The 24984-nt window shown below is 70.6% G+C and carries 22 protein-coding genes and 2 pseudogenes; 5 read left to right on the forward strand and 19 right to left on the reverse strand.

The features are described from left to right. Positions 1–136: pseudogene (locus JF597_RS34340) on the reverse strand (Ion channel protein); the annotation flags it as partial. A gap of 21 nt (positions 137–157) precedes the next feature. Here JF597_RS34340 and JF597_RS34345 point away from each other — a divergent pair. Then, positions 158–1837 (forward strand): recombinase family protein, encoded by a 1680-nt coding sequence (locus tag JF597_RS34345; protein ID WP_294004381.1) that lies wholly within the window; start codon positions 158–160, stop codon positions 1835–1837. A gap of 147 nt (positions 1838–1984) precedes the next feature. Here JF597_RS34345 and JF597_RS34350 read toward each other — a convergent pair whose 3' ends face one another. The 4 genes from JF597_RS34350 to JF597_RS34365 all read right to left on the reverse strand — a co-directional run bounded on the left by JF597_RS34350 (position 1985) and on the right by JF597_RS34365 (position 5482). After that, positions 1985–3442 carry a replication initiator gene (locus JF597_RS34350; RefSeq protein ID WP_366916487.1) on the reverse strand — a complete coding sequence of 486 codons (1458 nt, stop codon included), beginning with the start codon at positions 3440–3442 and terminating at the stop codon, positions 1985–1987. A 197-nt stretch (positions 3443–3639) separates the two neighbouring features. Next, the gene (locus JF597_RS34355) at positions 3640–3837 is read right to left on the reverse strand and encodes a hypothetical protein (protein WP_294004383.1); all 198 of its coding nucleotides are present in this window, start codon (positions 3835–3837) and stop codon (positions 3640–3642) included. Then, positions 3834–5135: an FtsK/SpoIIIE domain-containing protein gene (locus JF597_RS34360; protein WP_294004488.1), complete on the reverse strand. Its 1302-nt coding sequence runs from the start codon at positions 5133–5135 to the stop codon at positions 3834–3836. The genes JF597_RS34355 and JF597_RS34360 overlap by 4 nt, the downstream gene beginning before the upstream one ends. Next, on the reverse strand, positions 5135–5482 hold the full coding sequence (locus JF597_RS34365; RefSeq protein ID WP_294004385.1) for a hypothetical protein: 348 nt from the start codon (positions 5480–5482) through the stop codon (positions 5135–5137). Before JF597_RS34365 ends, JF597_RS34360 begins: the two co-directional genes overlap by 1 nt. Positions 5483–5648: 166 nt before the next feature. Between JF597_RS34365 and JF597_RS34370 the strand changes: the two genes are divergently transcribed. Then, complete coding sequence (locus JF597_RS34370; protein ID WP_294004387.1) at positions 5649–6428, forward strand: GntR family transcriptional regulator; 780 nt, start codon at positions 5649–5651, stop codon at positions 6426–6428. 407 nt (positions 6429–6835) lie between these two features. Here JF597_RS34370 and JF597_RS34375 read toward each other — a convergent pair whose 3' ends face one another. Continuing rightward, a complete protein-coding gene (locus JF597_RS34375; protein ID WP_294004389.1) occupies positions 6836–7132 on the reverse strand; it encodes a hypothetical protein in 297 nt (98 codons plus the stop codon). A 317-nt stretch (positions 7133–7449) separates the two neighbouring features. Next, positions 7450–8007: an ATP-binding protein gene (locus JF597_RS34380; protein ID WP_294004391.1), complete on the reverse strand. Its 558-nt coding sequence runs from the start codon at positions 8005–8007 to the stop codon at positions 7450–7452. A 198-nt stretch (positions 8008–8205) separates the two neighbouring features. Here JF597_RS34380 and JF597_RS34385 point away from each other — a divergent pair, with 198 nt between their 5' ends. Beyond that, a complete protein-coding gene (locus tag JF597_RS34385) occupies positions 8206–9582 on the forward strand; it encodes a sporulation protein (protein WP_294004393.1) in 1377 nt (458 codons plus the stop codon). 3 nt (positions 9583–9585) lie between these two features. Here JF597_RS34385 and JF597_RS34390 read toward each other — a convergent pair whose 3' ends face one another. From JF597_RS34390 to pdhA, 7 genes and pseudogenes are all read right to left on the reverse strand, one after another. After that, on the reverse strand, positions 9586–10500 hold the full coding sequence (locus JF597_RS34390; RefSeq protein WP_294004395.1) for an aminoglycoside phosphotransferase family protein: 915 nt from the start codon (positions 10498–10500) through the stop codon (positions 9586–9588). A gap of 165 nt (positions 10501–10665) precedes the next feature. Next, positions 10666–11076: pseudogene (locus tag JF597_RS34395) on the reverse strand (potassium channel family protein); the annotation flags it as partial. Beyond that, positions 11073–12449 (reverse strand): molybdopterin molybdotransferase MoeA, encoded by a 1377-nt coding sequence (locus JF597_RS34400; protein WP_294004397.1) that lies wholly within the window; start codon positions 12447–12449, stop codon positions 11073–11075. The gene JF597_RS34400 and the pseudogene JF597_RS34395, both read right to left, overlap by 4 nt. Continuing rightward, a complete protein-coding gene (locus JF597_RS34405; RefSeq protein WP_294004399.1) occupies positions 12446–13372 on the reverse strand; it encodes an NTP transferase domain-containing protein in 927 nt (308 codons plus the stop codon). The genes JF597_RS34400 and JF597_RS34405 overlap by 4 nt, the downstream gene beginning before the upstream one ends. A gap of 184 nt (positions 13373–13556) precedes the next feature. Next, entirely contained in the window at positions 13557–14903 is a 1347-nt protein-coding gene (locus tag JF597_RS34410; RefSeq protein ID WP_294004401.1) for a dihydrolipoamide acetyltransferase family protein, read from the reverse strand. After that, positions 14903–15907 (reverse strand): alpha-ketoacid dehydrogenase subunit beta, encoded by a 1005-nt coding sequence (locus JF597_RS34415; protein ID WP_294004403.1) that lies wholly within the window; start codon positions 15905–15907, stop codon positions 14903–14905. Before JF597_RS34415 ends, JF597_RS34410 begins: the two co-directional genes overlap by 1 nt. Next, positions 15904–17049 carry a pyruvate dehydrogenase (acetyl-transferring) E1 component subunit alpha gene (pdhA, locus tag JF597_RS34420; protein ID WP_294004405.1) on the reverse strand — a complete coding sequence of 382 codons (1146 nt, stop codon included), beginning with the start codon at positions 17047–17049 and terminating at the stop codon, positions 15904–15906. Before pdhA ends, JF597_RS34415 begins: the two co-directional genes overlap by 4 nt. Before the next feature lie 190 nt (positions 17050–17239). Between pdhA and JF597_RS34425 the strand changes: the two genes are divergently transcribed. Continuing rightward, complete coding sequence (locus tag JF597_RS34425) at positions 17240–17728, forward strand: Lrp/AsnC family transcriptional regulator (protein ID WP_294004491.1); 489 nt, start codon at positions 17240–17242, stop codon at positions 17726–17728. A gap of 2 nt (positions 17729–17730) precedes the next feature. Here JF597_RS34425 and JF597_RS34430 read toward each other — a convergent pair whose 3' ends face one another. Then, a complete protein-coding gene (locus tag JF597_RS34430; protein WP_294004407.1) occupies positions 17731–18318 on the reverse strand; it encodes a TetR/AcrR family transcriptional regulator in 588 nt (195 codons plus the stop codon). Beyond that, positions 18315–19829: a 3-hydroxyacyl-CoA dehydrogenase gene (locus JF597_RS34435; RefSeq protein ID WP_294004409.1), complete on the reverse strand. Its 1515-nt coding sequence runs from the start codon at positions 19827–19829 to the stop codon at positions 18315–18317. Before JF597_RS34435 ends, JF597_RS34430 begins: the two co-directional genes overlap by 4 nt. Before the next feature lie 148 nt (positions 19830–19977). Between JF597_RS34435 and paaN the strand changes: the two genes are divergently transcribed. Continuing rightward, a complete protein-coding gene (gene paaN / locus JF597_RS34440) occupies positions 19978–21669 on the forward strand; it encodes a phenylacetic acid degradation protein PaaN (RefSeq protein ID WP_294004411.1) in 1692 nt (563 codons plus the stop codon). Positions 21670–21898: 229 nt separating this feature from the next. Here the strand turns inward: paaN and JF597_RS34445 are convergent, their stop codons facing one another. Genes JF597_RS34445 through JF597_RS34455 form a run of 3 tightly spaced genes read right to left on the reverse strand, consistent with a single transcriptional unit; the run spans position 21899 to position 24647 of the window. Next, entirely contained in the window at positions 21899–22633 is a 735-nt protein-coding gene (locus JF597_RS34445) for a TrmH family RNA methyltransferase (RefSeq protein ID WP_294004413.1), read from the reverse strand. Further along, the gene (locus tag JF597_RS34450; protein ID WP_294004415.1) at positions 22630–23841 is read right to left on the reverse strand and encodes an HTTM domain-containing protein; all 1212 of its coding nucleotides are present in this window, start codon (positions 23839–23841) and stop codon (positions 22630–22632) included. The genes JF597_RS34445 and JF597_RS34450 overlap by 4 nt, the downstream gene beginning before the upstream one ends. Then, positions 23838–24647 carry a DUF5819 family protein gene (locus tag JF597_RS34455; protein WP_294004418.1) on the reverse strand — a complete coding sequence of 270 codons (810 nt, stop codon included), beginning with the start codon at positions 24645–24647 and terminating at the stop codon, positions 23838–23840. The genes JF597_RS34450 and JF597_RS34455 overlap by 4 nt, the downstream gene beginning before the upstream one ends. Between the last annotated feature and the right edge of the window lie 337 nt (positions 24648–24984).

Raw genomic sequence — 24984 nt, forward strand, 5'->3', positions numbered from 1 at the left:
CCTTGGAGCTCGGGTCGACCACGACCACCTGCTCCGTCTTCAACCCGGTCGCACAGACGGTCTGGATCGCCGACCGTCCCTTCGTCCCGAACCCGACGACGACGGTGTGGTCCCGCAAGGCCGACCTCCAGCGGTTTCCTGAAAGTACCCTTAGGTCATGGACAACGACCTTGTGCAGCGGGCCCGTTGGGGCGACTTAGCGGGGCAGAACTGGGCCGGGCTGGTCCGCCTGTCCTTCGAGGTGGACGAGGGTCCCGCTGCCACTGAGAACGACGCTAGCGACACCACGGTTGCCAGGCCTGCGTTCCGGCCCATGACCGGCCGGGACATCAGGAGCCGCGACGAGCAGGAGAAGGACAACAAGGGCTTCGTGGAGTCACGCGGTGGCCGGTACGTCTACACGTACGAGGAGCCGGACACGAGCGCGTGGAAGCGGAAGCGCGTCCGTCTTCCGAACGGCGATATCGGTTACCGCGTCATCCGCCCTGTCTTCGAGGGCGCGTTGGAGGACCTCAAGCGGGGAGTGGCCCCGAACGGCGAACGCTTGGACGGCTTGATCGTCTACGACATCGACCGGCTGACACGCGACAACCGGCACCTTGAGGACGCGATCGAGGTAGTGCAGAACTTCGGTCGCCCGATCATCGACATCACGGGCACTCTCGATCTCCTCACGGACAACGGCCGCACGGTCGCCCGGATCGTGACCGCGACGAACAACAAGCAGTCCGCCGACACGGCGCGACGGGTTGCCCGCAAGCACAGGGCTCTTCAGCAGGCCGGTATTCCCACGGGCGGCACCAGGCCCTTCGGGTGGCAGCACGACAAGCGCACGCTGGACCCCCACGAGGCGGAGTGGCTCCGCCGGATGGTCGAGTGGCTGCTTTCGGGTAAGCCGATCTCGGCCGTCATCAGGAAGCTGAACGAGGCGGACGTGAAGACGTCGACCGGCCGTACCTGGTCACACGCAGGGCTCAAAGCCGTGATCCGTAACCCCCGACTGTGCGGGTACCGCTCACGCCAGGTCATCGAGGTCGACCCAGTCACGGGAACGTCCAACACGCGCGTCGAGATCGTCTTGGACGACCACGGGAAGCCGGTGATCGGGCAGTGGGAACCCGCGATCACTGTCGAAGAGTGGGAAGCCGTCACGGAACTACTCGGTTCGAATCCCGCTCCGGGGCAGGGCTTCAACGCACGCAAGTCCCTGCTGCGGGGCACCCTGCGGTGTGACCGGAACGGCTGTGGTGCGCAGCTTCGGATCTCCAAGGCGGAGAAGCGCCTGAAGAAGCCAGAGGGGTACTTCTACTACACGTGCCCGAGCAGCGGCAGCGCCTACTCAGGGTGCGGAGGCACTCGGATTCCCGGTCCGGAGACGGACAAGGCCGTATCCATGATGGTGATCGCCAAGCACCAGGAGGAGGCCGCCAAGCGGCAGGCCAGTCCCCCGCCCACGACGTGGGACAAGGAGGAGGAGCTGAAGCGCGTTCTCGAAGACATCGACGACCTGAAGCAGGCCCGGAAGTCGCGGATCATCACAGCGGAGACGTACTTTTCGCAGCTTGCGGAGCACGAGGCCGACAAGCGACGTCTCACAACGGAGCGGAACCGATTCCTACGGCTCAGGCGCTCCGCAGAGAGGGAGCCCGTTGATCTCGCCGAGAAGTGGGATGACCTGTTGCTCAGTGAGAAGCGCGGGTACATCGAGGACACGTTGATCGCCGTACTTGTCGGCCCTGCTGTCGGCCGTGGGAAGCCGGTGCGTGGTCGGCTGACTCCGGTGTGGAGGCCGAAGGGGGATCAGCCGGAGGCTGAGTCCGAGGACGGTTCGAAGTGACCGCGCTCTGAGGCGGAGCGAGACGCGGGGCGACGGGCAGACCGAGAATCGTGTTCGCCCGTCGCCACTCGTCGTCAGACCAGGCAGGCGCGTTCCGTGCCTGTTCGCGGGCCCAGGCCCAGTCGTCGTCTCCTTCCAACGGGAGTCTCAAACGAACCTCCCGTCGGAGTTCGGCAATGCGTCGGAGGCAGCCTCCCGGTTGCGCGTGATGTCTTCGGCTACGCCTGCGGCGATGAGGGCCGCGCCGGGAGTGTGGCCGGAGCCGACGTAGCGCCAGGTCCGTTCGGTGACCGTCTCTGCGGTGTCGGTGTGGCCCATGTGGTGGGCGCGTTCGGCGCGGAGTGCTGCGTAGGTGGTGGAGTAGGCGCGGGATTTGGTGAGGATGTGGCCCCGGTAGCCAAGGGTGTGTGTCCAGTGCCGGAGGCGGAGAGGCTCGTATTCGGGGAGGCCGCCGAGGCGCCAGCAGGCCCGCATGAGAGTGCGGACGTGTCCCCTGACGGGTACCGACTCGATGTCTTCCCAGGTAGCGAGGGGGTGGTCAGTGCCGGCGCCTGTCTCACTGGCTCCCTTGGTGACGTACTTTGCGACGTAGGCTGCAACGGCGTCGTCGTCGGGTCCGTCGCTGTTCGTGTGCAAGGGCCGGGCGTCGACCTGAGCGCCCCAACGCAGTACCAGTTCACCCACGACCGGGCTGTACGGGGTGTGGACCAGGACCCGCCGGGCAGAGGCCTGCGCGGCGTCGGCCAGCAGCTCAGTGGTGCCCCAGGCCGGAGGTTCGTCATCGGCGCCGCCCGGACCGTCGAGGCGTACGACAGCGTGGACGTGGACGGCCGCGCGTTTCTGATACTCGGCGACGCGGGCGAAGGAAAGTCGGGCATGGTCGGCGAAGCGGGACTGTACGAGGCCGACCGAGGAGGCCAGGCGCCGCCGGACGTCGATGACGAAGCGGTCCCACAGCTTGGAGGCGTGTGCGTGCCACAGCACGTGGGCGGTGTAGTCGTAGCAGTCGGCGCACAGAGGCTGGCCGATCACCGAGGCATCCGGGGTGTGGACGGCACCGCAGCCGAGGGGCCGCCCATGCTCGCAAGTCCCACCGTCGCGGCGGGGGCGGCACGCTTCCCCAGACCGGTGGACGGAGCCGAATGAGGGGGCGGTCAGAGTGACGAAGAGCCGGGGTCGTTTCCGGACCGTGGCGGGGACGTTCTTGCCGCCGAGAAGGCCTGTACGGACCAGGTGGAAGGTGTCTCCGGCGTGGAGGCGGGAGCAGGCCGGGCAGACGGTGGCGCGGCGGTTGCGGCAGCGGACGAGGAGACGTTCACCGGGTTCGGTGCGGGTGTCGTAGTGATGGAGGATCTCGCCGGTTGCGCCGTCCAGGGTGGTGGTCGAGCCGGAGAGGTGGACGGGGTGGGCGCATCCTCCGGTTGCCGTGATCTGCTCCAGCCAACGCGGGAAGTTCGGGTCTTGGGCGAGGCGGATTGCATCGCGGTCTGTCTCGGGGAGCTGACGCAGGCGCGCCGCGCGGTCGAGGGCGGCGCGCCTGTCAGCCGGGGTGTACTCCGGGGTGATGGTGGTGACCTTCCGGGGTGGGCCGCCGAAGCGGCACAGTGGGTGGGTGGTGGTGCGCCGTGGGTCATGGGGATCACTCCCTTGCGGGTGTCGGGTTGTGGGTCAGCGGATGGTTCCGGTGCCCCGGCAGATGCGGCAGCGCCGCAGTCGTCCGGTCCAGGTGCGGCGTGCTCCGTCGCCCTTGCAGTACGGGCACCTCACGCGAGGCATGGGCATGGTGGTGGTCCCTTCTCTGCTCAGTGGTGGGAGAAGCCGCTGATGAACCAGGTCACGAGTTCGTGCACCGTGAGGCCCACGGGGGTCTGGCCGAGGTAGAGGCCGAAGAGGCCGACGCAGATCGCTTCCCAAGGGCGGACGTCGCGGGAGCGGACGAGGAGAACGGTGATGATCCCGAAGATCACCGCGAACCCGTAGGCCGTACCTTCGCTGATCACTTGCTCTCTCCTTCCAGCACCACGAGAGTGCGGACCAGGCCGGGCAGATGCGGGGTCAGCGCGCTGTACTTCCGAGCCGTCGACACGGCCTCTTCCGTCGGGGTGAGGTGAGAGCGGGCACGGCTCCAGCCACCGTCCGGACCGGTGCACACGGCCACCCCGCGCTCTTCCGCCGTGATGGACTGGACGACGGCTACGGCGTCTTTGTTGAGGTCGCCCAGGGTCATCTCTGCGGTGCCGGGGTCATTGACGCGGTGGCAGATCCGGCCGCCGAGCTGGGCGCGCAGGGCGGTGACGCCGGGGCCGAGGTCGGAGCCGACGCGTTGTCCGGCGACGACCAGGTGCAGGCCGAGCGCAGCCCCGAGCTGGGCCAGCCGCAGCAGGAGCGTGGAGCACTGCTCCGCCTCGGTCTTGCTCTCACGGGTGCCGTCCGACAAGTACAGTTCCGCGATCTCGTCGACGATCACGACGATCGGCACCGGCCGGAGCTTGTCGGGGAGCTCCCAGATCGAGCGGACGCCGGCCGCCCGGCACGCACTCATCCGGTCCCTCATGTCGGCCGCCAGCGCGAAGAGCACCGCGACCGCCTCACTGCGACAAGTGGCCAGCGCGCTCAACCGGTCGGCGAACAGCCCGAGTTCCATGCCGCCCTTGCAGTCGATCCCGACCAGAGCGACCCGCTGCGGGGCCAGCTGCGTGATCAGCCGCGCCAGCAGCGTGGACTTCCCGGACCGGGTGGCCCCGACGATCAGCCAGTGCGGCACCAACCGAAGGTTCATCACCCAGGCGCCCCCGGACTCCAGGACCCCGATGAGGGCCGACAGCAACTCAGTAGGGGCCGTGGCTAAGCCGGGCCGCTCCAGCGGGTCCGTGGCGGTCGCGGTCAGCAGGACGAGCCCGCGTTCCGGCGAGGTGACCCGGACCGCATGGACCCTCCACGCGTGCACCAGCGCATCCGCCGCCTTCATGTACGTCGCCGGGGTCTGCCCGGCATGCAGGCGCACGGTCACGGTCAGGCCCAGGCGCGTGGCGCGCGGGAACGAGGCCCGGGGGATGACCGGCCGGAGCGGATCGCCCTTGACGACCATGTCCCCGAGGAGCCCGCGCGGCGGACGCCGGGACACGGACAGGTCGTTGAGCATCGCGACCCTGCGCCAGGTCGCCACCACGCGGAACGCGGTTGCCGGGTAGCCAGTCAGATACCAGTGCCAGACCGGCCAGTGCCTGCGCACCAGGTCACCGACCACGAGCATCCAGGCCAGCACGGCGAGAGCGAACGCGAGCAGGATCGGTCCCATCACGCGTCACCGCCCTTGGACTGAGCGGGAGTTCCGTGCACGGGTGTGATCGCGTCGGCACGGAAGCTCACACCGTGACGGTCACCCATCGCCCAGGCGAACGCGGTCAGCCCAGTGACCTTGACGATCTGCCCTTCCTCGATGCCCTTGGGCTGTCCACTGACGGCGATCTCGATGACGGAGATCCGCCGCCCGTCCTGCCGCACGGTGACCGCCACCGTGTAGACCGGGTTGCCGTCCCGGTCCTTCTTCACCTCCTGTGTTTCGTTGTTGGTGATCTTCGCCTCGGGCGCGATGGCGCACCGCAGTACGCCCAGCCGCGCCGTATCCACGGGAATGGACTGCATTTCTTCGGCCTCCCTGGCCAATCAGACGCCAGATTCATCCTGACGTCACTTGTCCTTACGAGTTACGACTATGGAGCCCTGTACGGCGAGTGCGCAAGTACTTATGCTGACGAGTGACGCCGCGCGTGCGACGTGCCTATGACCCCGACCCGCCGGAGATGCCCAGATGTCGGAGATCCAGCGCCCCGGAGCCCTCTACCAGCAGGTGGCCGCTGCCATCCGCGAAGCGATCCTGTCGGGCGAGTTCGCCCCTGACTCCCTCTTGCCGTCGGAAGCCCAGCTCATGACCCGCTACGAGGTCTCCCGCCCCACCGTGCGGAACGCCATCGCAGCCCTGCGGGCAGAAGGACTGATTGACGTCCGCCACGGCAAGGGCAGCTTCGTACGGTCCGACGGACAGCCGTCCATGACGATCGAGCGCCGGATCAGCCGGACCACCGATGGCAAGTTCGTCATGCCCAACGGCGACGTATGGCAGGAAACAGAAGAACCCAGCGCCTACCGCACGCACACCACGAAGGCCACGGGCCGACTCCTCCAACTCGCTGAGGAAGAAGCCCTGTTCGGCTGTGACCGGCTGCTCCTCGACCCGAGCACGGGGACGCGTGCGATGCACCGCACCCTGATCCCGTTCGCCGTAGCTGACATGGTCCCCGCGCTTGCCGAGGACCCGTACAAGCGGTCGGGGGCCCTCTACCGGCAGCTCACCGAGGACGGCCACAAGCTCACCTGGTCCGAAACCGTGCGCGCCCGCATGCCCCTGCCCGACGAGCGCGCCACGCTCCAGCTCCCCGACGCGACCCCGATCCTGCACCTGGCCCGCGTCACCCACGACACCGACGACCGGCCCCTGATCCTCGAAGAACTCCGCATCGGTGCCGACCGCGCCGAACTCGCCTACCGGATCACCGCCGACAAGCAGCCCGCCCGACGAGCCCACGCCTGAGCGTGAATGAGGATCGGTCGAAACAGCCTTCACTTCCTCAAGGGCGCGCCTTCGGCGCGCCGGGGCGCCCGGCCGCCCCGGCCGGGCGTGCGGCGTGACCGCCGGTCCCGTCCGGTCGGCAAGCGCCCCCGACCGCAGCACGCCCAAGGAGTCGAGGCGCCGACCGGCCGACGGGGGCCGGGGCGTGGTGGGCTGGGGGTCGACGGCCGCTGAGACTTTAGGCAGCTCCCATGGGGCGAGCCTCGAAGAACAGGGGGCCGATCGGGCTATTGCGGGCAGGTCCAAGGACTGCCCGATCCGCTGGCGAGCGTAAGGCCCCCTGTTCACTCGCCCCATGGCAGCTACCGCCCAAAGTCTCAGCGGCCGGCGACGTGCCCACGCACACCGCTCACCAGCGGAAAAGCCCCTCACGCCGCACCACCGTCGCCATCCGCGCGCGACTCCAGGAGCCGGGCGAGCCGCTCCACCGCACCGGGCCAGCCCGCCAGCCGCACAACCCCCTTCCCATCCTCGTTCGTCGAGGCGACGGCCCTCACGGCGGACAGCTCGAACCCCACTGCCAGGAGCGCCCTGTTCAAATGATCGGCGGACTCCCGCGCCTCACGCCATCCCGCGATGTAGTCAACGCCAGGCGCCCAGAACCCGAAGTCCGCGCCCGGCACATCGAGACCGTCACTCAGCCAACCCTCACCGGAGCCAGTCACCTTGCCCACCTCTGCCCTGATCTAGGTAACGGATCGTCAACTTCCTTGGACCAGAGCCAAAACGCAGCACGGCGGCCCCGGTACCATCAGGTACCGGGAACCGCCGTGTTCCCAGCCGGGCCACCCTTCGCTTTCCAGGGCTGACGGGGTGGCCCGGCCTTATCAGGTTGTGGAGCGCGGCCCACTCGGGAGGGGAGCCCCCGAGGACTCCAGAGACCGCGCTCCGTGGCCGAAGTGGTCAGACTTCGGCCGGTTTCCGGCGCGTCGCCTACTCTCGATCGCGTGAGAGTTATGTGGGGGCGGCGGACCGGAGATCATCAGTACGGTGTGTCCTCCGCTTCGCCGTCCAGGTCGAAGCGGCACCAGACCGTCTTGCCTCCGCCCTCTTTCGGCGTCCACCACACCGCCGCCGCCATCCGCTGAGTGATCATCAGCCCACGGCCGCTGTCGGCCAGGACCGCCTCTGAGAACTCCGTCACCAACTCCGGCGAGTAGAAGTCACCCATCGGCAGGAGCGGGGGCGTCGAGTCCTCATCCGCAACCCCGATGAAGAGCCACTTGGGGAACAACTTGTAGGTCACGTCGATGCGTCGGCAGGCGCCCGGACTGGAGTGGTGGCGGTCCGGAACCGCATGGTTCACCACGTTGCCGACCAGCTCCGAGACGGCGAGCCGGGCGTCATACATCAGGTCACGCGGGACCGCGCCCCGCAGGAACACGGTGGCCGTGTCGCGCGCGATGCGTCCGGTGTCGGCGAACTCGGCGAAGAGCGTCACCGTCATGTAGTGGCCGCCGTGGGACGGATTCGGCGCCACGAACCAGTGAGCGTACGCATCCAGCTCACTCACCACGTGCTTGGCTTTCCCCGCGTCCATCGTGTCCTCCGGCAGCTCTCATGTCTCCGCTTGCTTCACGCAAGTCAGTACACGGCGCAGGCGACGCGAACGGGAGCGTTCATTGGGGGGTTCACCTGAGCACTTGCAAAGCGAAGGGGGGTTCAGGAATGAACCCCCAGCCGGATAGCGCTGTGACAAGATGAACACTCGCCGTCATTCTCGGGTTGGCAGGGGAGCATGAGCCGAGAGCCCAACGCGCAGTTGATCGCCGTCATGAGCGAAGCGAAGATCTCGAACAAGGGCCTTGCGAAGCGCATGACGGACGAGGCCGACCGTCGAGGCATGGAGCTGGGAACAACTCACGTCTCGGTACAGCGTTGGCGCAACGGCTCAAGCATCAGGCCGCAAACGGCGGCGATCATGGCGGATGTCTTCTCGGCCAAGCTTGGCCGCCGCATCACGGTCGGCGATCTCGGATTCTTCGGCGACACGAAGCCCGCTACGCCGGAGCCGATTGGCTACCCCGGCACCGTTCCCGACGTCCTGTCCATGCTTGACGGACTCGCCCAGGAGCGCGCCGACGCTCCCGCTTCGGATCAACTGATCATTGCGGAAGCCGACATCAGTTCCGCCGTCCTGACATGGATGATCGCCCGTCCCGACGGCATCCAGGCAGACAGGCCAGCTCTCCAACGAGTGGGCATGCGGGATGTCCGGGCGATCAGGGACGCCGCCGGGACTTTCATGGCCCTCGACTTCAAGTACGGCGGAGGCCACGGTCACAAGGCATTACGCCACTACTTCCGGCACGAGGTGCTGCCTCTCCTGAACGTCAGCTACACCGAGAAGGTGGGTACGGCGTTATTCGGCGCCGCCGCCGAGGTGTCCCAGTTGCTGGCGTGGACCGCGTACGACGCCGGGAACCATCGACTTGCGCACCGCTACCTGACTTCCACGCTGCGCCTGTCCCAGGTCATCGACGACCGCATGTTCGGCGCGCGCATCCTGGGCAACCTCAGCCATCAGGCCAACTACCTCGGCAACCACGCCCAGGCCATCCAATTCGCTCGTGCCGCCGTCGAGGGTGCCAAGAACCGTGCGACCCCCCGCGCCATGGCGAACTACTCGGCGATGGAGGCCCGCGCCCTGTCCAACGCCGGTGACGGCATCGCTGCGGCCCGCGCGATGAAGGAGGCAGAACGCCACTTCGAACGCGCTCACACAGCCGACGATCCGGCATGGCTCAGCTACTTCGACGAGGCAGAACTCATGGGCGAACTCTGCCACTGCTTCCGCGATCTCAAGATGCGCCGCGAAGCCGTCGAGCAGGCCCAGCGCGCAGTGGACAGCACCGACCCGAAGTACGCGCGCACTCTCGGTTTCTGCCGCATGGTGCTTGCCCAGAGCCAGCTATTGAACGGTGAGTTGGAAGCCGCCGTCACTACCGCAAGCCTCGCAGTCGACGGCGGCGACTCCCTCCAGTCCACCCGGTTCCAGCGTTACGTGACCGACTTCCAGAACGAGGTCAGCGTGCACGTGACGAACCCCACCGTGGCAGCCTTCAACGAGAAGGTGCGTGATGCGCTCACCCGCTTGGACGAGGACGACGAGTAGCAGTCACCAGGGGCGCCAGTCCCGAGGCGCATCGTCATTCCGCAGTCCCGCGATGCGCCGGCGGTACTCGGCCGCCGTTTCCTCGTCCTCTTGAACGTTCTGCATGAGCCACGTTGTCATGCCGAACTCTTGGATGCCCCGCAACGTCTCGTAACCAGGCCAGTCGTACAGGTCGCGCCCATAGGCGGCCACGAAGTCGGCGTACTGTTCGTCGGTCTGCCAACCGAGGCTGTGGTGCTCCACGGCCGTCACCATGAGATCCCACTCCGGGTGGTCGTAGCAGAACATCTCGAAGTCGATCAGGATCACACGACCCTGATCATCCACCATGAGGTTCTGCACGTGGGCATCCCCGTGCACCGGCCCCTTGGCCGACTCGAACCGCAACTCGGCGTACCTGTCACGCAGTTCGTGCCAACGCTTCCGCAAGAACACCTTGTCATCGTCCGGGATCACCGCCCGATCGAGCCTCAGCGCCTGCTTGTCGAAGGGGTCGTACGACGGCAGTACAAGCCCGTCCGGCACGGTCATGGAGTGCAGCTCACGCAGGACACCGCCCAGCTCCCCGTACGTCGCCTTGCGGTCTCCCTCAACGATCAGATGCCAGAACGTCACCGGATGGCCATCGATCGTGAGAGGCTGTTCCAGATCCTCAACGATGCGAGCAGCCGAAAATCCTTCCCTTCCGAGCCACCGTGACACGCCCACTTCCACGCGCGCTTTGGGCAACCACTCCTTCCCTCGCGCCACGCGCACGATGACCGGCGCGGAAGCCAGCCGGAACAACGCGTTTTCCCCGAGACGGATCAGCTCTGCGCCTCTGTCATCGAGGCCCGCAGCCTGGCACGCGGCAGCCATCACCCGCGTAGCCCTCGCCGACGTGAACCCTTCTTGAGATCGAGCAGCGTCAAGCGCCATGCCCGTACCAGCTCCCCTAGTCGCGCGCGATCAACCAGCGCACGCCTACGGGTGACCAACCCGACGTACGCCGGACACGACATCGAAGGTACCCAGCACACAGCTATGGCACGACACCCAGCCAGCAGCTCAAAGGCTTGTGGTGCATATACGAAAGCGTTGACTCCAGCGGTTGAGGCGCCATTCCTCCCGGGTGCGTTCGGTGAGGACTTCGAGCGTGGTGCCGACCAGGATGATCAGGAACAGCACACGCAGGGGCGTGATGACGAAGATGTTGGTGAGCCGCGCACTGTCGCTGACGGGGGTGATGTCGCCGTAGCCCGTGGTGGAGAGGGTGACGGTCGCGTAGTAGAAGGCGTCGAGGAGGTCGACCGAGCTGTCGGAGTTGTCGGTGTAGCCGTCGCGGTCGGCGTACACGATCAACGCGGTGGCGACCAGCACCAGCAGGGCCATGATGAGCCGCTTGACGACCTGGCGGATCGGGCGCTCCACCACCTTTGTCGGGAGTTTCACCCGATGGGTCACCAGGTGCTCGTCCGCCTGGCGGGCGATGGCGTCATGGCCGGGAAGTTTCACGTGAAACAGACTCCGATGCCCGCGGCCGCCCACGGCAGGTCGAGGAGTTCCGTCTCCGCACCCTGTGGCGCTCCCCCTGGCGCCACGACCGCGAGCGCGTCGGCGGCGGCGATGCCGCGGAGCATGGCCGGGCCGTTGTAGTGCAGCGGGACCGCGGTGTCGCCCCGCAGGACGACCGGGATGAGCCGGGTGTCGTAGGGGTGCCCGTGCGTCGCCTCCGCCAGGGGCAGGGTGTACGGCTCGGGGGCCGGGTGGGCGGCGAGGGTGCGCAGCAGGGGTTCGGCGAGGGTGACCAGGCCGGAGACGGCTGCCAGGGGGTTGCCGGGGAGTCCGACGAGGTGCTGGTTCTCCTTGGTGCGGGCGAGCAGCATGGGGTGACCGGGGCGCACCTTGACGCCGTCGACGAGGAGTTCGGCGCCGATGCGTTCCAGAGTGGGGTGGATGTGGTCGACCGGGCCGGATGCGGTGCCGCCCGTGGTGACCACGAGATCGGCCGTCGACGCGGTGATCGCCTTGTACAGGGCCTTGGCGTCGTCGCCGAGCCGGCGGACGGCGGTGACCTCGGCGCCGAGCCCCCGCAGCCAGGACGGCAGCATCGGGCCGAGCGCGTCCCGGATGAGTCCGTCGTGCGGGAGTCCTTCGGTGAGCAACTCGTCGCCCAGGATCAGCACTTCGGCGCGGGGGCGGGGGACGACGGTGACGGTGTCGTATCCGGCGGCCGCGGCGAGGCCGAGGACTGCCGGGGTGACCAGGGTGCCGACGGGCAGCAACTGGTCGCCGGTGCGGCACTCCTGGCCGCGCGGACGGATGTCCTGGCCGTGGACCACCTCTCGGGTGGGGTGCAGCCGGCCCTGGGCGTCGAGCCGGCCGTGCTCGCTGCGCAGCACCGCGGTGGTCTCCGCCGGGATCCGGGCGCCGGTGGCGATGCGGACCGCCTCGCCGTCGGTGAGCGGCTCGGGCTGCGCGTGCCCGGCCAGGACGCCCTCCTCGCGGACGTCCCACGGCCCGGGACCGGCGACCGCCCAGCCGTCCATCGCGGAGGTGTCGAAGGAGGGCAGGTCGGTGAGCGCGTCCAGCGGGGCGGCGAGGGTCAGGCCGAGCGCGTCGGCCAGCGGGACGGAGACGGGTGCGCGGCGGCCTCCGGCCCGGGCGGCGCGGGCGGCGATCTCGCGGGCCTGGGGCCAGGGGGTGGCGCGGTGACGGTGCGCCGAGTGATCGCCGTGCGCGTGCTCGCCGTGGGGGGTGGGCGCTGCGCTCGCGTCCTGTCGGGGCTCCCTGGGCTCTCTCACGAGGGCGAGCGCCTCCTCGACGTCGAGATCGTCGTCGGTGTCCGCGGTGGCGGGGGTGCCGGACCGGGTGCCGGGGGCGGTCACCGGCCGGGCCCGGGGGCGGAGTCGCCGGGGCCCGGCCGGTCGGAGTCCGGCCCCTCGGTGGCGGTCTTTTCGGTGGCGGCATCGGTCTCTTCCGCCCAGCGCAGGGCCAGTGCGGCGGCCTTGTGGGCCGCCTCGGCGACCGCCTCCGGGCCGCCCTTGCCCTGCGCGGCCGCGTAGCCGACGAGGAAGGTGGTCAGCGGGGCGGCAGGGCGGTCCACGCCGTGTGCGGCGTCCCTGGCCAGGTCGAGCAGAAGGCGCATGTCGACGTCCAGGTCGATACCCAGTTCGTCCTTGACTGCGGAGATCCATTCATTCAACACGTGCCCATGCTCCCTGATGCGTGCCCTGGCGTCGGCGATGTCGTCCCAGGTGTCGCAGTCGAAGGACGCGAGGGGGTCCGGGACGCGGGTGAGGTCGAGTGCGGCGGTCAGGCGCCGCAGGGGGAGGCCGGTGAGGCCGCGGTCGCCCTCGGCAAGGGCCGACAGTGCATGGCGCAGCGCCGCTGTCCGGTAGGCCGCCACGAGGGGTTGGTCCCTGCCGTCGGCGTCGGTTAGCAGTGCACCGTCCGCGGCGGACGCGTGCAGGGCCTCCAACAGGCGCTGCACGGTCGCCTCTTCGAGGAACGGGAGGTCTGCGGAGAGGACGACCGCGCGGTCGGCGGTGGTGTGGCGCAGGCCGGCGTCGAGGGCGGCGACCGGGCCGCCGCCCGGGGGGTCCTCGCGGGTCCAGTGGACCGGGCGGGAAGTGGGGCGGGGGGCCGCCACGACGACGGTCCGCCGGGCTCGGGCGCAGGCCGCGAGGACCCGGTCGAGGAGGGGACGGCCGCCTACCCGGACGGAGGGCTTGTCGGTGCCGCCGAGGCGCCTTGCGGCGCCGCCGGCCAGCACGATCGCGTCGAAGGGCGGTGGGTCGGTGGCGGTCACCTTTCGAGTATGGGGGGCGTCCTGATCACGGGGAACCGGTGGGAGCAGGGTGTGGTTGCGTGCGCCTGGGGGGCGGGGGTGTGGCGGCCGTGCGCGGATGCGGGTGTTTTGTGGCTGATCGCGCAGTTCCTCCCCCAGCCTTCGGCCGGGGGTACCCCCAGCGCCCCTAGGGGGCGCGCTGCGGTCAGAGCGTCCTGAGAAGTACCGTCGGCTGCTCTACACAGTCGGCCACGTAACGGAGGAAGCCGCCCGCCGTGCCGCCGTCGCAGACCCGGTGGTCGAAGGTGAGCGACAGCTGGACGACCTGGCGAACCGCCAGCTCGCCTTCGTGGACCCAGGGTTTGGGGACGATGCGGCCCACGCCGAGCATGGCCGCCTCGGGGTGGTTGATGATCGGTGTGGAGCCGTCGACACCGAAGACGCCGTAGTTGTTCAGGGTGAAGGTGCCGCCGGTGAGGTCCGTGGGGGTGAGGGTGCCGGCATGGGCCGACTCGGTCAGCCGGGCGAACTCCGCGGTCAGGGACTCGGCGTCGCGGGCGTGGGCGTCGCGGACGACGGGGACGACCAGGCCGCGGTCGGTCTGGGCGGCGAAGCCCAGGTGGACGTGGTCGAGTTGGACGATCTCGCGGGCCTCGGCGTCGACATACGAGTTGAGCTCTGGGTGGCGGGCCAGGGCGGCGGTGCAGATCCGGGCGAGGAGCGCGAGGAGGGAGATCCTCGGGCCCGCCGCCGAGTTCATCGCGGCCCGCGCGCGCATCAGCTCGGTCGCGTCGGCGTCCACCCAGCAGGTCGCGTCGGGGATCTCCCGGCGGCTGCGGGAGAGCTTGTCGGCGACCGCGCCCCGGATGCCCTTGAGGGGGGTGCGGATGCCGGCGGGTGCGTCCGGCCTGGTGGGCGGGGCCTGGGGGGCGGCGGCGCGGGCCGCGCTGACCCGCAGGGCGTCCTCGACGTCGGCGCGCAGGATCAGGCCGTCGGGGCCCGAGCCGGACAGCCGGCGCAGATCCAGGTCGTTGTCCCGGGCGAGGCGGCGGACCAGGGGAGAGATCACCGGGACGGGGCCCTCGGCGAGCGGTGCGGGCAGCGTGGGCGTCTGGGCGTGGGATGCCGTCGCCGCTTCCGCGAGGGCTGCGTGCGGCGCCGGTTCCGGGACGGGGCCCCGGTCGGCCGTGCCGTTGGCCCGCTCCGGGACGGCGTTGCGGATCCGCCGCCGGCGCGCCGGCGGCGCCCCCGTGCCGTATCCCACCAGGACGTTGCCGGAGCCCTCCGCCTCGGGGACGGTGGTCGCCTCGCCGACGGCGACCGTCAGGAGCGGGGCGCCGACGGGCAGTTCGGTGCCCTCCTCGCCGAAGCGGGCGGTGACCACACCGCCGTAGGGGCAGGGGACCTCGACCATCGCCTTGGCCGTCTCCACCTCGACGACCGGCTGGTCGATCGCGACGACCTCGCCGACCTGGACCAGCCAGGTCACGATCACCGCCTCGGTGAGCCCCTCCCCGAGGTCGGGCAGTTTGAACTCCAGCACCTGTGCCATCAGCCCTCGGCCTCCCACTGCAGACGCGCCACCGCGTCCAGGATGCGGTCCACGCCGGGCAGGTGGTGGCGCTCCAGCATCGGCGGCGGATAGGGAATGTCGAACCCGGCCACGCGCAGCACCGGCGCCTCCAGATGGTGGAAGCAGCGCTCGGTCACGCGTGCCGCGATCTCCCCGCCCGGGCCGCCGAACCCGCCCGACTCGTGTACGACGACCGCGCGCCCGGTGCGCCGTACCGAGGCGCAGACCGTCTCGTCGTCGAACGGCACCAGGGAGCGCAGGTCGACGACTTCCAGGTCCCAGCCCTCCGCCTGGGCGGCCTCGGCGGCTTCGAGGCAGACCGGTACGGACGGGCCGTAGGTGATGAGCGTGGCGCTGCGCCCGGTTCGGCGCACCACCGCGCGGCCGATGGGTTCAACGTCCGTCGGGTGCTCGGGGTTCCAGGTGTCCTTGGACCAGTACAGGCGCTTGGGTTCGAGGAAGACGACCGGGTCGTCGGAGGCGATGGACCGGCGCAGCAGCCCGTAGGCGTCGGCGACGGTGGCGGGGGTGACGACGTGCAGGCCGGGGGTGGCCATGTAGTAGGCCTCGGAGGAGTCGCTGTGGTGCTCGACGCCGCCGATGCCGCCGCCGTAGGGGATGCGGACGGTGATCGGGAGGGGCATCCGGCCGCGGGTGCGGTTGCGCATCCGGGAGACGTGGCTGATGAGCTGCTCGAAGGCGGGGTAGGCGAAGGCGTCGAACTGCATCTCCACGACCGGGCGCAGCCCGTACATGGCCATGCCGACGGCGGTGCCGAGGATGCCGGCCTCCGCGAGCGGGGTGTCGGTGCAGCGGGTCTCGCCGAACTCCTTGGCGAGGCCGTCGGTGACCCGGAAGACGCCGCCGAGGGTGCCGACGTCCTCGCCCATGACGTGCACGGCGGGATCTGCGGCCATGGCGTCCCGCAGCGCGCGCGTGAGGGCCTGCGCCATGGTGGCGGGCTTGACGGCGACGGTCGTCATCGGGGCCCGCCTTCCTGGTCCGGCTGCTCGGCCTCCAGCTCGGCGCGGAGCAGGGCGCGCTGTTCGCGCAGCTGTGTGGTGGTCTCCGCGTACACCTGGTCGAAGAGGTGCATGGGGTCGAGTTCGGGGTCGCGGTTCATGCGCTCGCGGAGGTCGGCGGCCATCGCCTCGGCGTCCTCGCGGGCGCGCCGGACGGTGTCCTCGTCGAGGAGTCCGCGGTCGGTCAACTCGCGCTCCAGCAGCAGGATCGGGTCGTGGTCGCGCCAGGCGTCGACCTCGGTGTCACCGCGGTAGCGGGTGGCGTCGTCGGCGTTGGTGTGGGCGTCGATCCGGTAGGTCACCGCCTCGACCAGGGTCGGGCCGCCACCCGCGCGGGCGTGCCGTACGGCGTCGGCGAGGACCTCGTGCACGGCGGCGGCGTCGTTGCCGTCGACCAGGCGGCCCGGCATGCCGTATCCGACGGCCTTGTGGGCCAGGGAGGGCGCGGCGGTCTGCTTGGCGAGCGGGACGGAGATGGCGAAGCCGTTGTTCTGGACGAGGAAGACGACCGGGGCCTGCCAGACGGCGGCGAAGTTCAGGGCCTCGTGGAAGTCGCCCTCGCTGGTGCCGCCGTCGCCGACCATGGCGAGCGCGACCACGTCGTCGCCCTTGAGGCGGGCCGCGTGGGCGAGGCCGACGGCGTGCGGGAGCTGGGTGGCGAGGGGGGTGGAGAGGGGCGCCACGCGGTGGGTGTGGGGGTCGTAACCGGTGTGCCAGTCGCCGCGCAGCAGGGTGAGTGCCTCGACGGGGTCCACGCCCCGGGCGATCACCGCGAGGGTGTCGCGGTAGCTGGGGAAGAGCCAGTCGCGTTCCTCGAGGGCCAGCGCGGCGGCGACCTCGCAGGCCTCCTGGCCGGTGCTGGAGGGGTAGACGGCGAGGCGGCCCTGCTTGGTGAGGGCGGTCGCCTGGGCGTTGTACCTGCGGCCGCGCACGAGCTGGGTGTACAGCCGGCGCAGCAGCTCCGGGTCGGCCTCGGCGGCCGACTCCGTCCCGAGGACGCGGTACGGGCGCTCGTCGGGCAGCAGCGGTGCGGGGTCCGTCCGGGGCTGCCAGGCGGGCGGCGGCGACGGGCGGTATGCGCCGCGCTGCTCCATGACCGTCATGACGGCACCTCCTTGTGGGGGTGGCTACGGGAGACGGATCGCCTGTGACCCGTCCCACCTACCGATTGTTCGGTCGTCGGCACATTTTGGCTACAGGCACCTCCAGGCTGTGGACAAACGGTTCTCCACAGCCTGGAATGAACGCAGTACGTCCATGGTAGGGAGGCGGGGGGACATGGCGCCTGAACAAATGGCCGAGGGCCCGCAGGACCGGGCGGCACTGCCGCCCGCGCGCCCGCTGGACGCCATTGATCAGGACATCCTGCAGATCCTGCAGGCGGATGGCCGGGCGTCGATACGGTCGGTCGCCGAACGCGTCCATGTCTCGCGCGCCAACGCCTACGCACGTATCAACCGCCTCGTCGAGGACGGGGTGATCCGCGGTTTCGGCGCCCGTGTGGACCACGAGCGGGCCGGTCAGGGCACCTCGGCGTACATCACCCTGAAGATCGTCCAGAACAGCTGGCGGACCGTGCGCGAGCAGCTGCGGCAGCTGCCCGGCGCCTCCCACATCGCCCTGGTGGGCGGGGACTTCGACGTCCTGCTCCTGGTGCACACGCCCGACAACCGGGCGCTGCGCGAACTGGTGCTGACGCGCCTCCAGGCCATCCCCGAGGTGCTCAGCACCCGCACCCTGCTGGTGTTCGAGGAGGAGGACCTGGAGCCGGACGGCAGCTGACGTCAGTGCGCGCGCAGTCCGGAGAAGACCAGCCGGACGACCGCGTCGGAGACCTCGCGCTCGCTCGCGCCGCGGCCGTCCGGGCGGTACCACTCCACGATCGAGTTGACCATGCCGAAGACCAGCCGGGTCGCGAGGCGCACCTCGACGTCACCGCGTATGTCGCCCTCGGCGGCCGCCGCCTTCAGCAGGTCGGCCACCCGGTGGTCGAAGTCCCGGCGCCGCTCCAGCGCCCACCGCTCGGTGTGCGTGTTGCCGCGCACCCGAAGCAGCAGCGTCACGTACGGCAGTTCGGCGATCAGCACCTCGACCATGCGCCGTACGACGTGCTCCAGGCGGTCGGCGGCGCGGCCCACGCGCGCGTGCTCCTCGTCGAGGATCGCGAACAGGCCGTCCAGGGCGCGGCTGACCGCGCGGCGCAGCAGCTCTTCCTTGCCGGCGACGTGGTGGTAGATCGACGACTTGGAGATGCCCGCCGCCTTGGAGAGGTGCTCCATGGAGGTGCCGTCGTAGCCGCGCTCGTTGAAGACCTGGACGGCCACCGAGAGCAGGGTCTCGGGGGTGTAGGTGTCGCGCTTGGCGGTGGTCATGAGGCGCCCTCCCGTTTCTCGGTGGCGTACGCGTGCCGGTAGAGCGCGAGGGAGGGGGCGTAGCGGCCGCTCGGGTCGCGCAGGTGCAGGTCGTCGAGGAGGTCGTAGGCGAAGTCGCGGCCGAGGCGACGGCTCCACTCGAAGGGGCCGAGCGGGTAGTTGACGCCCAGGCGCATCGCGGTGTCGATGTCCTCCTCGGTGGCGACGCCCTTGGCGACGGCGTCGTGCGCGAGGTCGACGATCCGGGCGACCGTGCGGGCGACGATCATGCCGGGGGCGTCGCCGATGACGCTGACCTGCTTGCCGAGCGCCTGGAAGAGGCCGATCGCCTCGCCGAGGGTCTGGGGCAGGGTGTCGTGGCCCGCGGACAGGGCGATGCGGGTGGCGCGGCGGTAGTCGAGGGCGAGGTCGAAGTAGACGACGTCGCGGAACTCCACCGAGGTCTGGCCGTCGGCGAGGACCAGCTGGCCGCCGCTGGGCAGGACCAGGCGGGTGCCGTGGTCCTCGTCCTCGTCGCGGACCTGGATGCCGGCCTCGCGGATCATCGCGAGCAGTTCGGCCGCGGGGCCGAGGCCGCCCTCGGCGACGACGTAGGCGGGCCGGTCGGCGGGCTCGGCGGTGTGCGGCTCCGCGGGCTCGGCGCCGTCCGCGTAGTCGTACCAGCCGTGCCCGGTCTTGCGGCCGAGCCTGCCGGACTCGACCAGCCGGCGCTGGGCCAGGGAGGGCGCGAAGCGGACGTCCTGGAAGAAGGCCTGCCACACGGAGTGCGTGACGGACTCGTTGACGTCCTGGCCGATCAGGTCGGTCAGTTCGAAGGCGCCCATCCGGAAGCCGCCGCACTCGCGCAGAACCGCGTCGATGGTGGCCGGGTCGGCGGCCTGCGCCTCGTAGACCGCGAACGCCTCGGCGTAGAAGGGCCGCGCGATGCGGTTGACGATGAAGCCCGGGGTGTCCGCGCAGGCCACCGGCGTCTTGCCCCAGGAGCGGGCGGTCTCGAACGCGCGCGTGGCCGACGTGACGTCGGTGGCGAACCCGGAGACGACCTCCACCAGCGGCAGCAGCGGGGCCGGGTTGAAGAAGTGCAGGCCGACCAGGCGGGAGGCGTTGCGCAGGGCGCCGCCGATGGCCGTCACCGACAGGGAGGAGGTGTTGGTGGCGAGCAGGCAGTCCTCGCCGACGATGTCCTCCAGGGCCCGGAACAGCTCCTGCTTGGCCTCCAGCCGCTCCAGGACGGCCTCCAGGACCAGCGTGCAGTCGGCGAACTCGGCGAGCTCCCCGGCGGGCAGCAGCCGGGCGCGGGCGGCGTCCCGGGCGGCGGCCGTCATCCGGTCCTTCTCGACGAGCCGGTCCAGGCGGGCGACGATCGCCGCGGCGGCCTCCTCGGCGCGCCCGGGGACGGTGTCGTACAGCCGGACGGGATGGCCCGCGACGAGTGCGACCTGGGCGATGCCCTGGCCCATGGTGCCGGTGCCGACGACTCCCACGGTGCTGCTGAGGTCGAGTGCTGTCATGTGCGCGATCCTCCCGCACGGGGTTTTCCACAGATGCGGCAGGCCCCCTTGTCCCGACCGATCGTTCGGTTACTCTAACTCTGTCCGGCCGTTTCCGCCCAGGTCATGAGCTTCAAGGGGAGCTCATCAGACGAGGAGTTGGTCCCGCATGACCGCCGAACTCACCGCGCACGAGCTGATCGCCAAGCACCGGCCCACGCTTGACCAGGCGCTGGAGGCGATCCGCACGCGCGCGTACTGGTCCCCCCACCCCGAGCACCCCAAGGCCTACGGCGAGCACGGCAGCCTGGACGCGGCGGCGGGCAAGGCCGCCTTCGACGCCCTCCTCGGCACCCGCATCGACCTCGGCCAGCCCGGCACCGACGACTGGACCGGCGGCGAGGTCTCCCCGTACGGCATCGAGCTGGGCGTGACCTACCCGCATGCCGACGTCGACACACTGCTGCCGGCCATGCGGGCCGGGCAGCGCGCGTGGCGCGACGCGGGCGCGGAGGCGCGCGCGGTGGTGTGTCTGGAGATCCTCAAGCGGATCAGCGACCGGACGCACGAGTTCGCGCACGCGGTCATGCACACCAGCGGCCAGGCCTTCATGATGGCGTTCCAGGCGGGCGGCCCGCACGCCCAGGACCGCGGCCTGGAGGCGGTGGCCTACGCCTACGCGGAGCAGGTCCGCACGCCCGACACGGCCGAGTGGACCAAGCCGCAGGGCAAGCGCGACCCGCTCGCGCTGACGAAGACGTTCAAGCCGGTTCCGCGCGGCATCGCACTGGTCATCGGCTGCAACACGTTCCCGACCTGGAACGGCTACCCGGGCCTGTTCGCCTCCCTCGCCACCGGCAACGCGGTCCTGGTCAAGCCGCACCCGCGCGCGGTGCTCCCGCTGGCCCTCACCGTCCAGGTCGCCCGCCAGGTCCTCGCCGAGGCCGGCTTCGACCCGAACCTGGTGGCGCTGACGACCGAGCACCCCGGCGAGGGCATCGCCAGGACGCTCGCGACCCGCCCGGAGATCAGGATCATCGACTACACCGGCTCGACCGCCTTCGGCGACTGGCTGGAGGCCAACGCCCGGCAGGCGCAGGTGTACACCGAGAAGGCCGGTGTCAACACGGTCCTGGTCGAGTCGACCGACGACTACAAGGGGATGCTCTCCAACCTGGCCTTCTCGCTCTCCCTCTACAGCGGCCAGATGTGCACCACCCCGCAGAACCTGCTGATCCCCCGCGACGGGATCCGCACCGACGAGGGCCCGCGTACGTACGACGAGGTGGTCGCCGACATCGCCCGCGCGGTCGACGGCCTGCTCGGCGACGACGCCCGGGCCAACGCGCTGCTCGGCGCCATCGTCAACCCCGACGTCAAGGCCCGCCTGGAGGCCGCAGCCGGGCTCGGCGAGGTCGCCCTCGCCTCCCGCGAGATCGCCAACCCCGAGTTCCCGGACGCGGTCGTGCGCACGCCGGTGATCGTGAAGCTGGACGGCGCGAAGCCGGACGACGAGGCCGCCTACATGAGCGAGTGCTTCGGCCCGGTGTCCTTCGCCGTCGCCGTCGACTCCGCCGCCGACGCGGTGGAGCTGCTGCGGCGGACGGTCCGCGAGAAGGGCGCGATGACGGTCGGGGCGTACACGGTCGACGCCGACGTGGAGCGCGCGGTGGAGGAGGTCTGCCTGGAGGAGGCGGCCCAGCTGTCGCTGAACCTGGTGGGCGGGGTGTACGTCAACCAGACCGCCGCCTTCTCCGACTTCCACGGCTCGGGCGGCAACCCGGCGGCGAACGCGGCGCTGTGCGACGGGGCGTTCGTGGCGAACCGGTTCCGGGTGATCGAGGTGCGCAGGGAGGCGTAGGCCCGCGGGGCGCGCGACCGGCCGACGGGAGCACAAGCTTTTGGGCCGCCGCACGGCGCTCCGTCACGACGGCGTCGATCGGCGGTGCCGAGCCGGGCGGCACCCGCCGTTCGTGGCGGACGGTCGTCGGGCGGGTGCGGCGCCATTGTGGCCGGTCGCGCAGTTCCTCCCCCAGCCTTCGGCCGGGGGACCCCCAGCGCCCCTTACGGGGCGCCTCGGCCCAGCCCCTTTACAGGGCACTCCAGTGGTACAAGGTCATCGCCACGCTGGTCGCCAGGTTGTAGCTGCTCACCTGGGGACGCATCGGCAGGCGCAGCAAGTGGTCGGCGCGGGCGCGCAGGTCGGCGGAGAGGCCCGTCCGCTCCGAGCCGAAGGCGAGGATCGCGTCGTCGGGAAGTTTCGTCGCCCTGATGTCCTCGCCCTCCGGGTCCAGGGCGTACAGCGGGCCCGGCGGGAGTTCGGGCACCGTCAGGCGTTCCACCGCCGTGGCGAAGTGGAGGCCCGCACCGCCGCGGACGACCGTCGGGTGCCAGGGGTCCAGGGTGCCGGTCGTGATGACGCCGGTCGCCCCGAAGCCCGCCGCGAGGCGGATCACCGCGCCCGCGTTGCCGAGGTTGCGCGGCTCGTCGAGGACCACGATCGGGGCCGTGCGCGGGACGCGGGCCAGCTCGCGCAGGTTGGCCTCGCGGGACGGCCGTACGGCCAGGGCGGCCACGGCCGTGGGGTGCGGGCGCGGGACGAGAGACGCGTACGTCTGCGCGGGCACCTCCGTCAGCAGCGCGGCCAGCGCCTCCCGTACGTCCGGCGCCAGCTCCTCGGCCAGGGCCAGCGCCGCCGCCCGGTCCGCCGTGACCGCCACCGGCACCTGTGCGCCGAAGCGCAGCGCGTGCTTGAGGGCGTGGAAGCCGTCGAGGAGGACGGCCGAGCCGGCCAGCCGCGCCCAGTGGTCCAGGGGGTCGGTCATGCCCCGAAGCCTACGCGGGGCTGTTCCTCGGGCTCCGGCGAGCGCTGCACGGGCAGCTGCGGTGTGGTCCGGCGGGAAACCCGGTCACGCGCGCGTGCCGCCCAGCCGCCGACCCGGTGCAGGAAGGAGGTCGGCAGGAAGACGGAGTCCGCCGCGATCATGGCCAGCGAGAAGAAGGGCAGACCGAGGACGACCGCGATCACCGCGTGCTCGGTCATCATCGCGGCCAGCAGCACGTTCTTGACCCGCCGGTTGAACAGCGTGAACGGGAAGGCGACCTGCACGATGACCGTCCCGTAGGTCACCAGCATCACCATCGTGCCGCTGGTGGACAGCAGGTCGGCGAGGGCGGGCCAGGGCGAGAAGTAGTCCAGGTGGAGCGGGTAGTAGACGGCGGTGCCGTCCTGCCAGCGGGAGCCCTGGATCTTGTACCAGCCGGCGGTGGCGTAGATCAGGCAGGCCTCGGCCATGATCACGAACACGGCGCCGTTGTGCAGGATGTTCGCGACGACGTCGAGCAGGATGCGGGGCTCGGACGTGCGCCCCCAGCGGCCGGCCGCCCACCACAGGGCGGTGCCCGCCCAGGTCGCCCACATCACGGCCGGGACCAGCCAGCCGCCTCCGGTACGGCCGGTGAGGGCCGCCGCGAGCAGGACGAGACCCGACATCGCCCACAGGGCGGGGCCCGCCACATCGGGGGCCGCGCGTTCGCCACGCGCGCGTGCGGCGCCCGCGCGGGCCGCCCGGCGCGCGTCCAGGGACCACACCTGGCCGCAGCGCGTGAACACCAGGTAGAAGGACATCAGGTGCAGCACGTTGTCGCCGCCGTCGCCCACGAAGACGCTGCGGTTCTGCAGGGACAGCACGCCGATCATGAAAAGCACGGAGGTGGCCCGGGTCCGCCAGCCCACCAGCAGCAGCGCGCTGGAGACGACGGCGAGGAAGTAGAAGACCTCGAAGAAGACCTGGCCGTCGGAGGCCAGCAGCGCCGTGAAGGCGTGGTTGTCGGCGGTCAGCTGCTGGGCGAGGTCGAAGCTCCAGGTGGCACGGGGGCCGTACAGCTCCTGACGGTGCGGGTACTCGCGCAGCAGGAACAGCAGCCAGGTGGTGGCGAAGCCGATGCGGACGACGGCCGTCTGGTACGGGCCGAGCGCCGCCTCGGTGACCCGGGCGATGGCCCGGGACAGGCACAGGGCGAGACGGTTCACCGCACACCGCCGTTCGCTTCGTCCTTCGTGACCGTCCACCAGGGCAGCACCCGGTAGACGGGGGTGTCGGAGACCTTCTCGCCGCTCCAGTCCGGCGGGGTCACGTTGGTGGTGCTGGAGCGCACCTGGACGCGTTCGATGGTGCCCTTCTGGCTCGTGGCGTCTCCCTTGTACATGCGCATCACGACGATTCGGCGCAGGTACTGCTCGGACAGGGAGCCGCGCAGGCCGATCGGACGGTTGTCGGTGCCGTGCGTGGAGGTGAAGAAGTCCCAGGCCCGGCGGAGCTCGTTCTGCACGGTGTGGCTGGGCACCAGGCTGCCGTCGATGGCTTTGCCGTCCTGTGCGGACAGGTCGTTCCAGCCGGTGGTGCTCGTGCTGCCGTCCGGCATCAGCACGTCGGCGCGCACCTGCACGGCGATGTTCTGCTGCAGCGGGTTCGGCGCGAAGAGCTTCCAGTTCTGTTCGAACTCCGGGTACACCCAGTCCTCGATCGCCTTGCCGTGCTGCTTGGTCACCGTGTTGGCCGGTGCCACGCTCAGGAACACCATCCCGAGGTGGACGCATGCGGCGACCGCGACCAGGGCGAGGGCGAGGGCCGCACCGACCTGGTAGCGGGGGGACAGGGCGGCGACGCCGGTACGGGGGAGGGCGAGGGACTCCGCCGGTGGGGCCGGCGGGCCGGGTGGCGGCTGCTCCGGAGGTGCCGGACGGGCCGGTGGGGCGGGCTCCGGCTCCGCACGCGTCCCGCTCGGGGCGTCCGGCCCGTGCCGGGCGTCCACGCCCTCGTCGTACGCGTCGTCCATGCCGCCCCGTTCCCCGAATCCGCCGCGTCGTCCGGGCGGCCGCCGATCCGGCACCGCCCGGTGTGCCGCTGCCCGGCACTCGCACGGAACGGTACTCAGCACCGGCCACCGGGCGCAGCCCCGGGGACGAGGCCGCCGGCGTGGCCATCACCACTCCGGACGCGGCCGACCGCCCTTCCGGTCCGGGGCACCAGAGCCCCCCGCTCGACATCGGCGCAGGTCATCCGGCGCCCCGGGCCCGCCCACCGACCACGTTCCGGGAGTTTTCCACAGGTCGTGGCCAAGGTTTTCCACAGGGATTGATCGTCGGTGCGGCCACGGCGACCATGGGATTGGC

The sequence above is a fragment of the Streptomyces sp. genome (assembly GCF_019510245.1).
GTDB lineage: Bacteria > Actinomycetota > Actinomycetes > Streptomycetales > Streptomycetaceae > Streptomyces.

Bases quoted from the DNA above. Each gene is read 5' to 3' on its own strand.
- JF597_RS34345 (WP_294004381.1), top strand. From the start codon at position 158: ATGGACAACGACCTTGTGCAGCGGGCCCGTTGGGGCGACTTAGCGGGG.
- JF597_RS34360 (WP_294004488.1), bottom strand. From the start codon at position 5,135: ATGGGACCGATCCTGCTCGCGTTCGCTCTCGCCGTGCTGGCCTGGATG.
- JF597_RS34365 (WP_294004385.1), bottom strand. From the start codon at position 5,482: ATGCAGTCCATTCCCGTGGATACGGCGCGGCTGGGCGTACTGCGGTGC.
- JF597_RS34370 (WP_294004387.1), top strand. From the start codon at position 5,649: ATGTCGGAGATCCAGCGCCCCGGAGCCCTCTACCAGCAGGTGGCCGCT.
- JF597_RS34380 (WP_294004391.1), bottom strand. From the start codon at position 8,007: ATGGACGCGGGGAAAGCCAAGCACGTGGTGAGTGAGCTGGATGCGTAC.
- JF597_RS34385 (WP_294004393.1), top strand. From the start codon at position 8,206: ATGAGCCGAGAGCCCAACGCGCAGTTGATCGCCGTCATGAGCGAAGCG.
- JF597_RS34390 (WP_294004395.1), bottom strand. From the start codon at position 10,500: ATGGCGCTTGACGCTGCTCGATCTCAAGAAGGGTTCACGTCGGCGAGG.
- JF597_RS34410 (WP_294004401.1), bottom strand. From the start codon at position 14,903: ATGGCACAGGTGCTGGAGTTCAAACTGCCCGACCTCGGGGAGGGGCTC.
- JF597_RS34415 (WP_294004403.1), bottom strand. From the start codon at position 15,907: ATGACGACCGTCGCCGTCAAGCCCGCCACCATGGCGCAGGCCCTCACG.
- pdhA (WP_294004405.1), bottom strand. From the start codon at position 17,049: ATGACGGTCATGGAGCAGCGCGGCGCATACCGCCCGTCGCCGCCGCCC.
- JF597_RS34425 (WP_294004491.1), top strand. From the start codon at position 17,240: ATGGCCGAGGGCCCGCAGGACCGGGCGGCACTGCCGCCCGCGCGCCCG.
- JF597_RS34430 (WP_294004407.1), bottom strand. From the start codon at position 18,318: ATGACCACCGCCAAGCGCGACACCTACACCCCCGAGACCCTGCTCTCG.
- JF597_RS34435 (WP_294004409.1), bottom strand. From the start codon at position 19,829: ATGACAGCACTCGACCTCAGCAGCACCGTGGGAGTCGTCGGCACCGGC.
- paaN (WP_294004411.1), top strand. From the start codon at position 19,978: ATGACCGCCGAACTCACCGCGCACGAGCTGATCGCCAAGCACCGGCCC.
- JF597_RS34445 (WP_294004413.1), bottom strand. From the start codon at position 22,633: ATGACCGACCCCCTGGACCACTGGGCGCGGCTGGCCGGCTCGGCCGTC.
- JF597_RS34455 (WP_294004418.1), bottom strand. From the start codon at position 24,647: ATGGACGACGCGTACGACGAGGGCGTGGACGCCCGGCACGGGCCGGAC.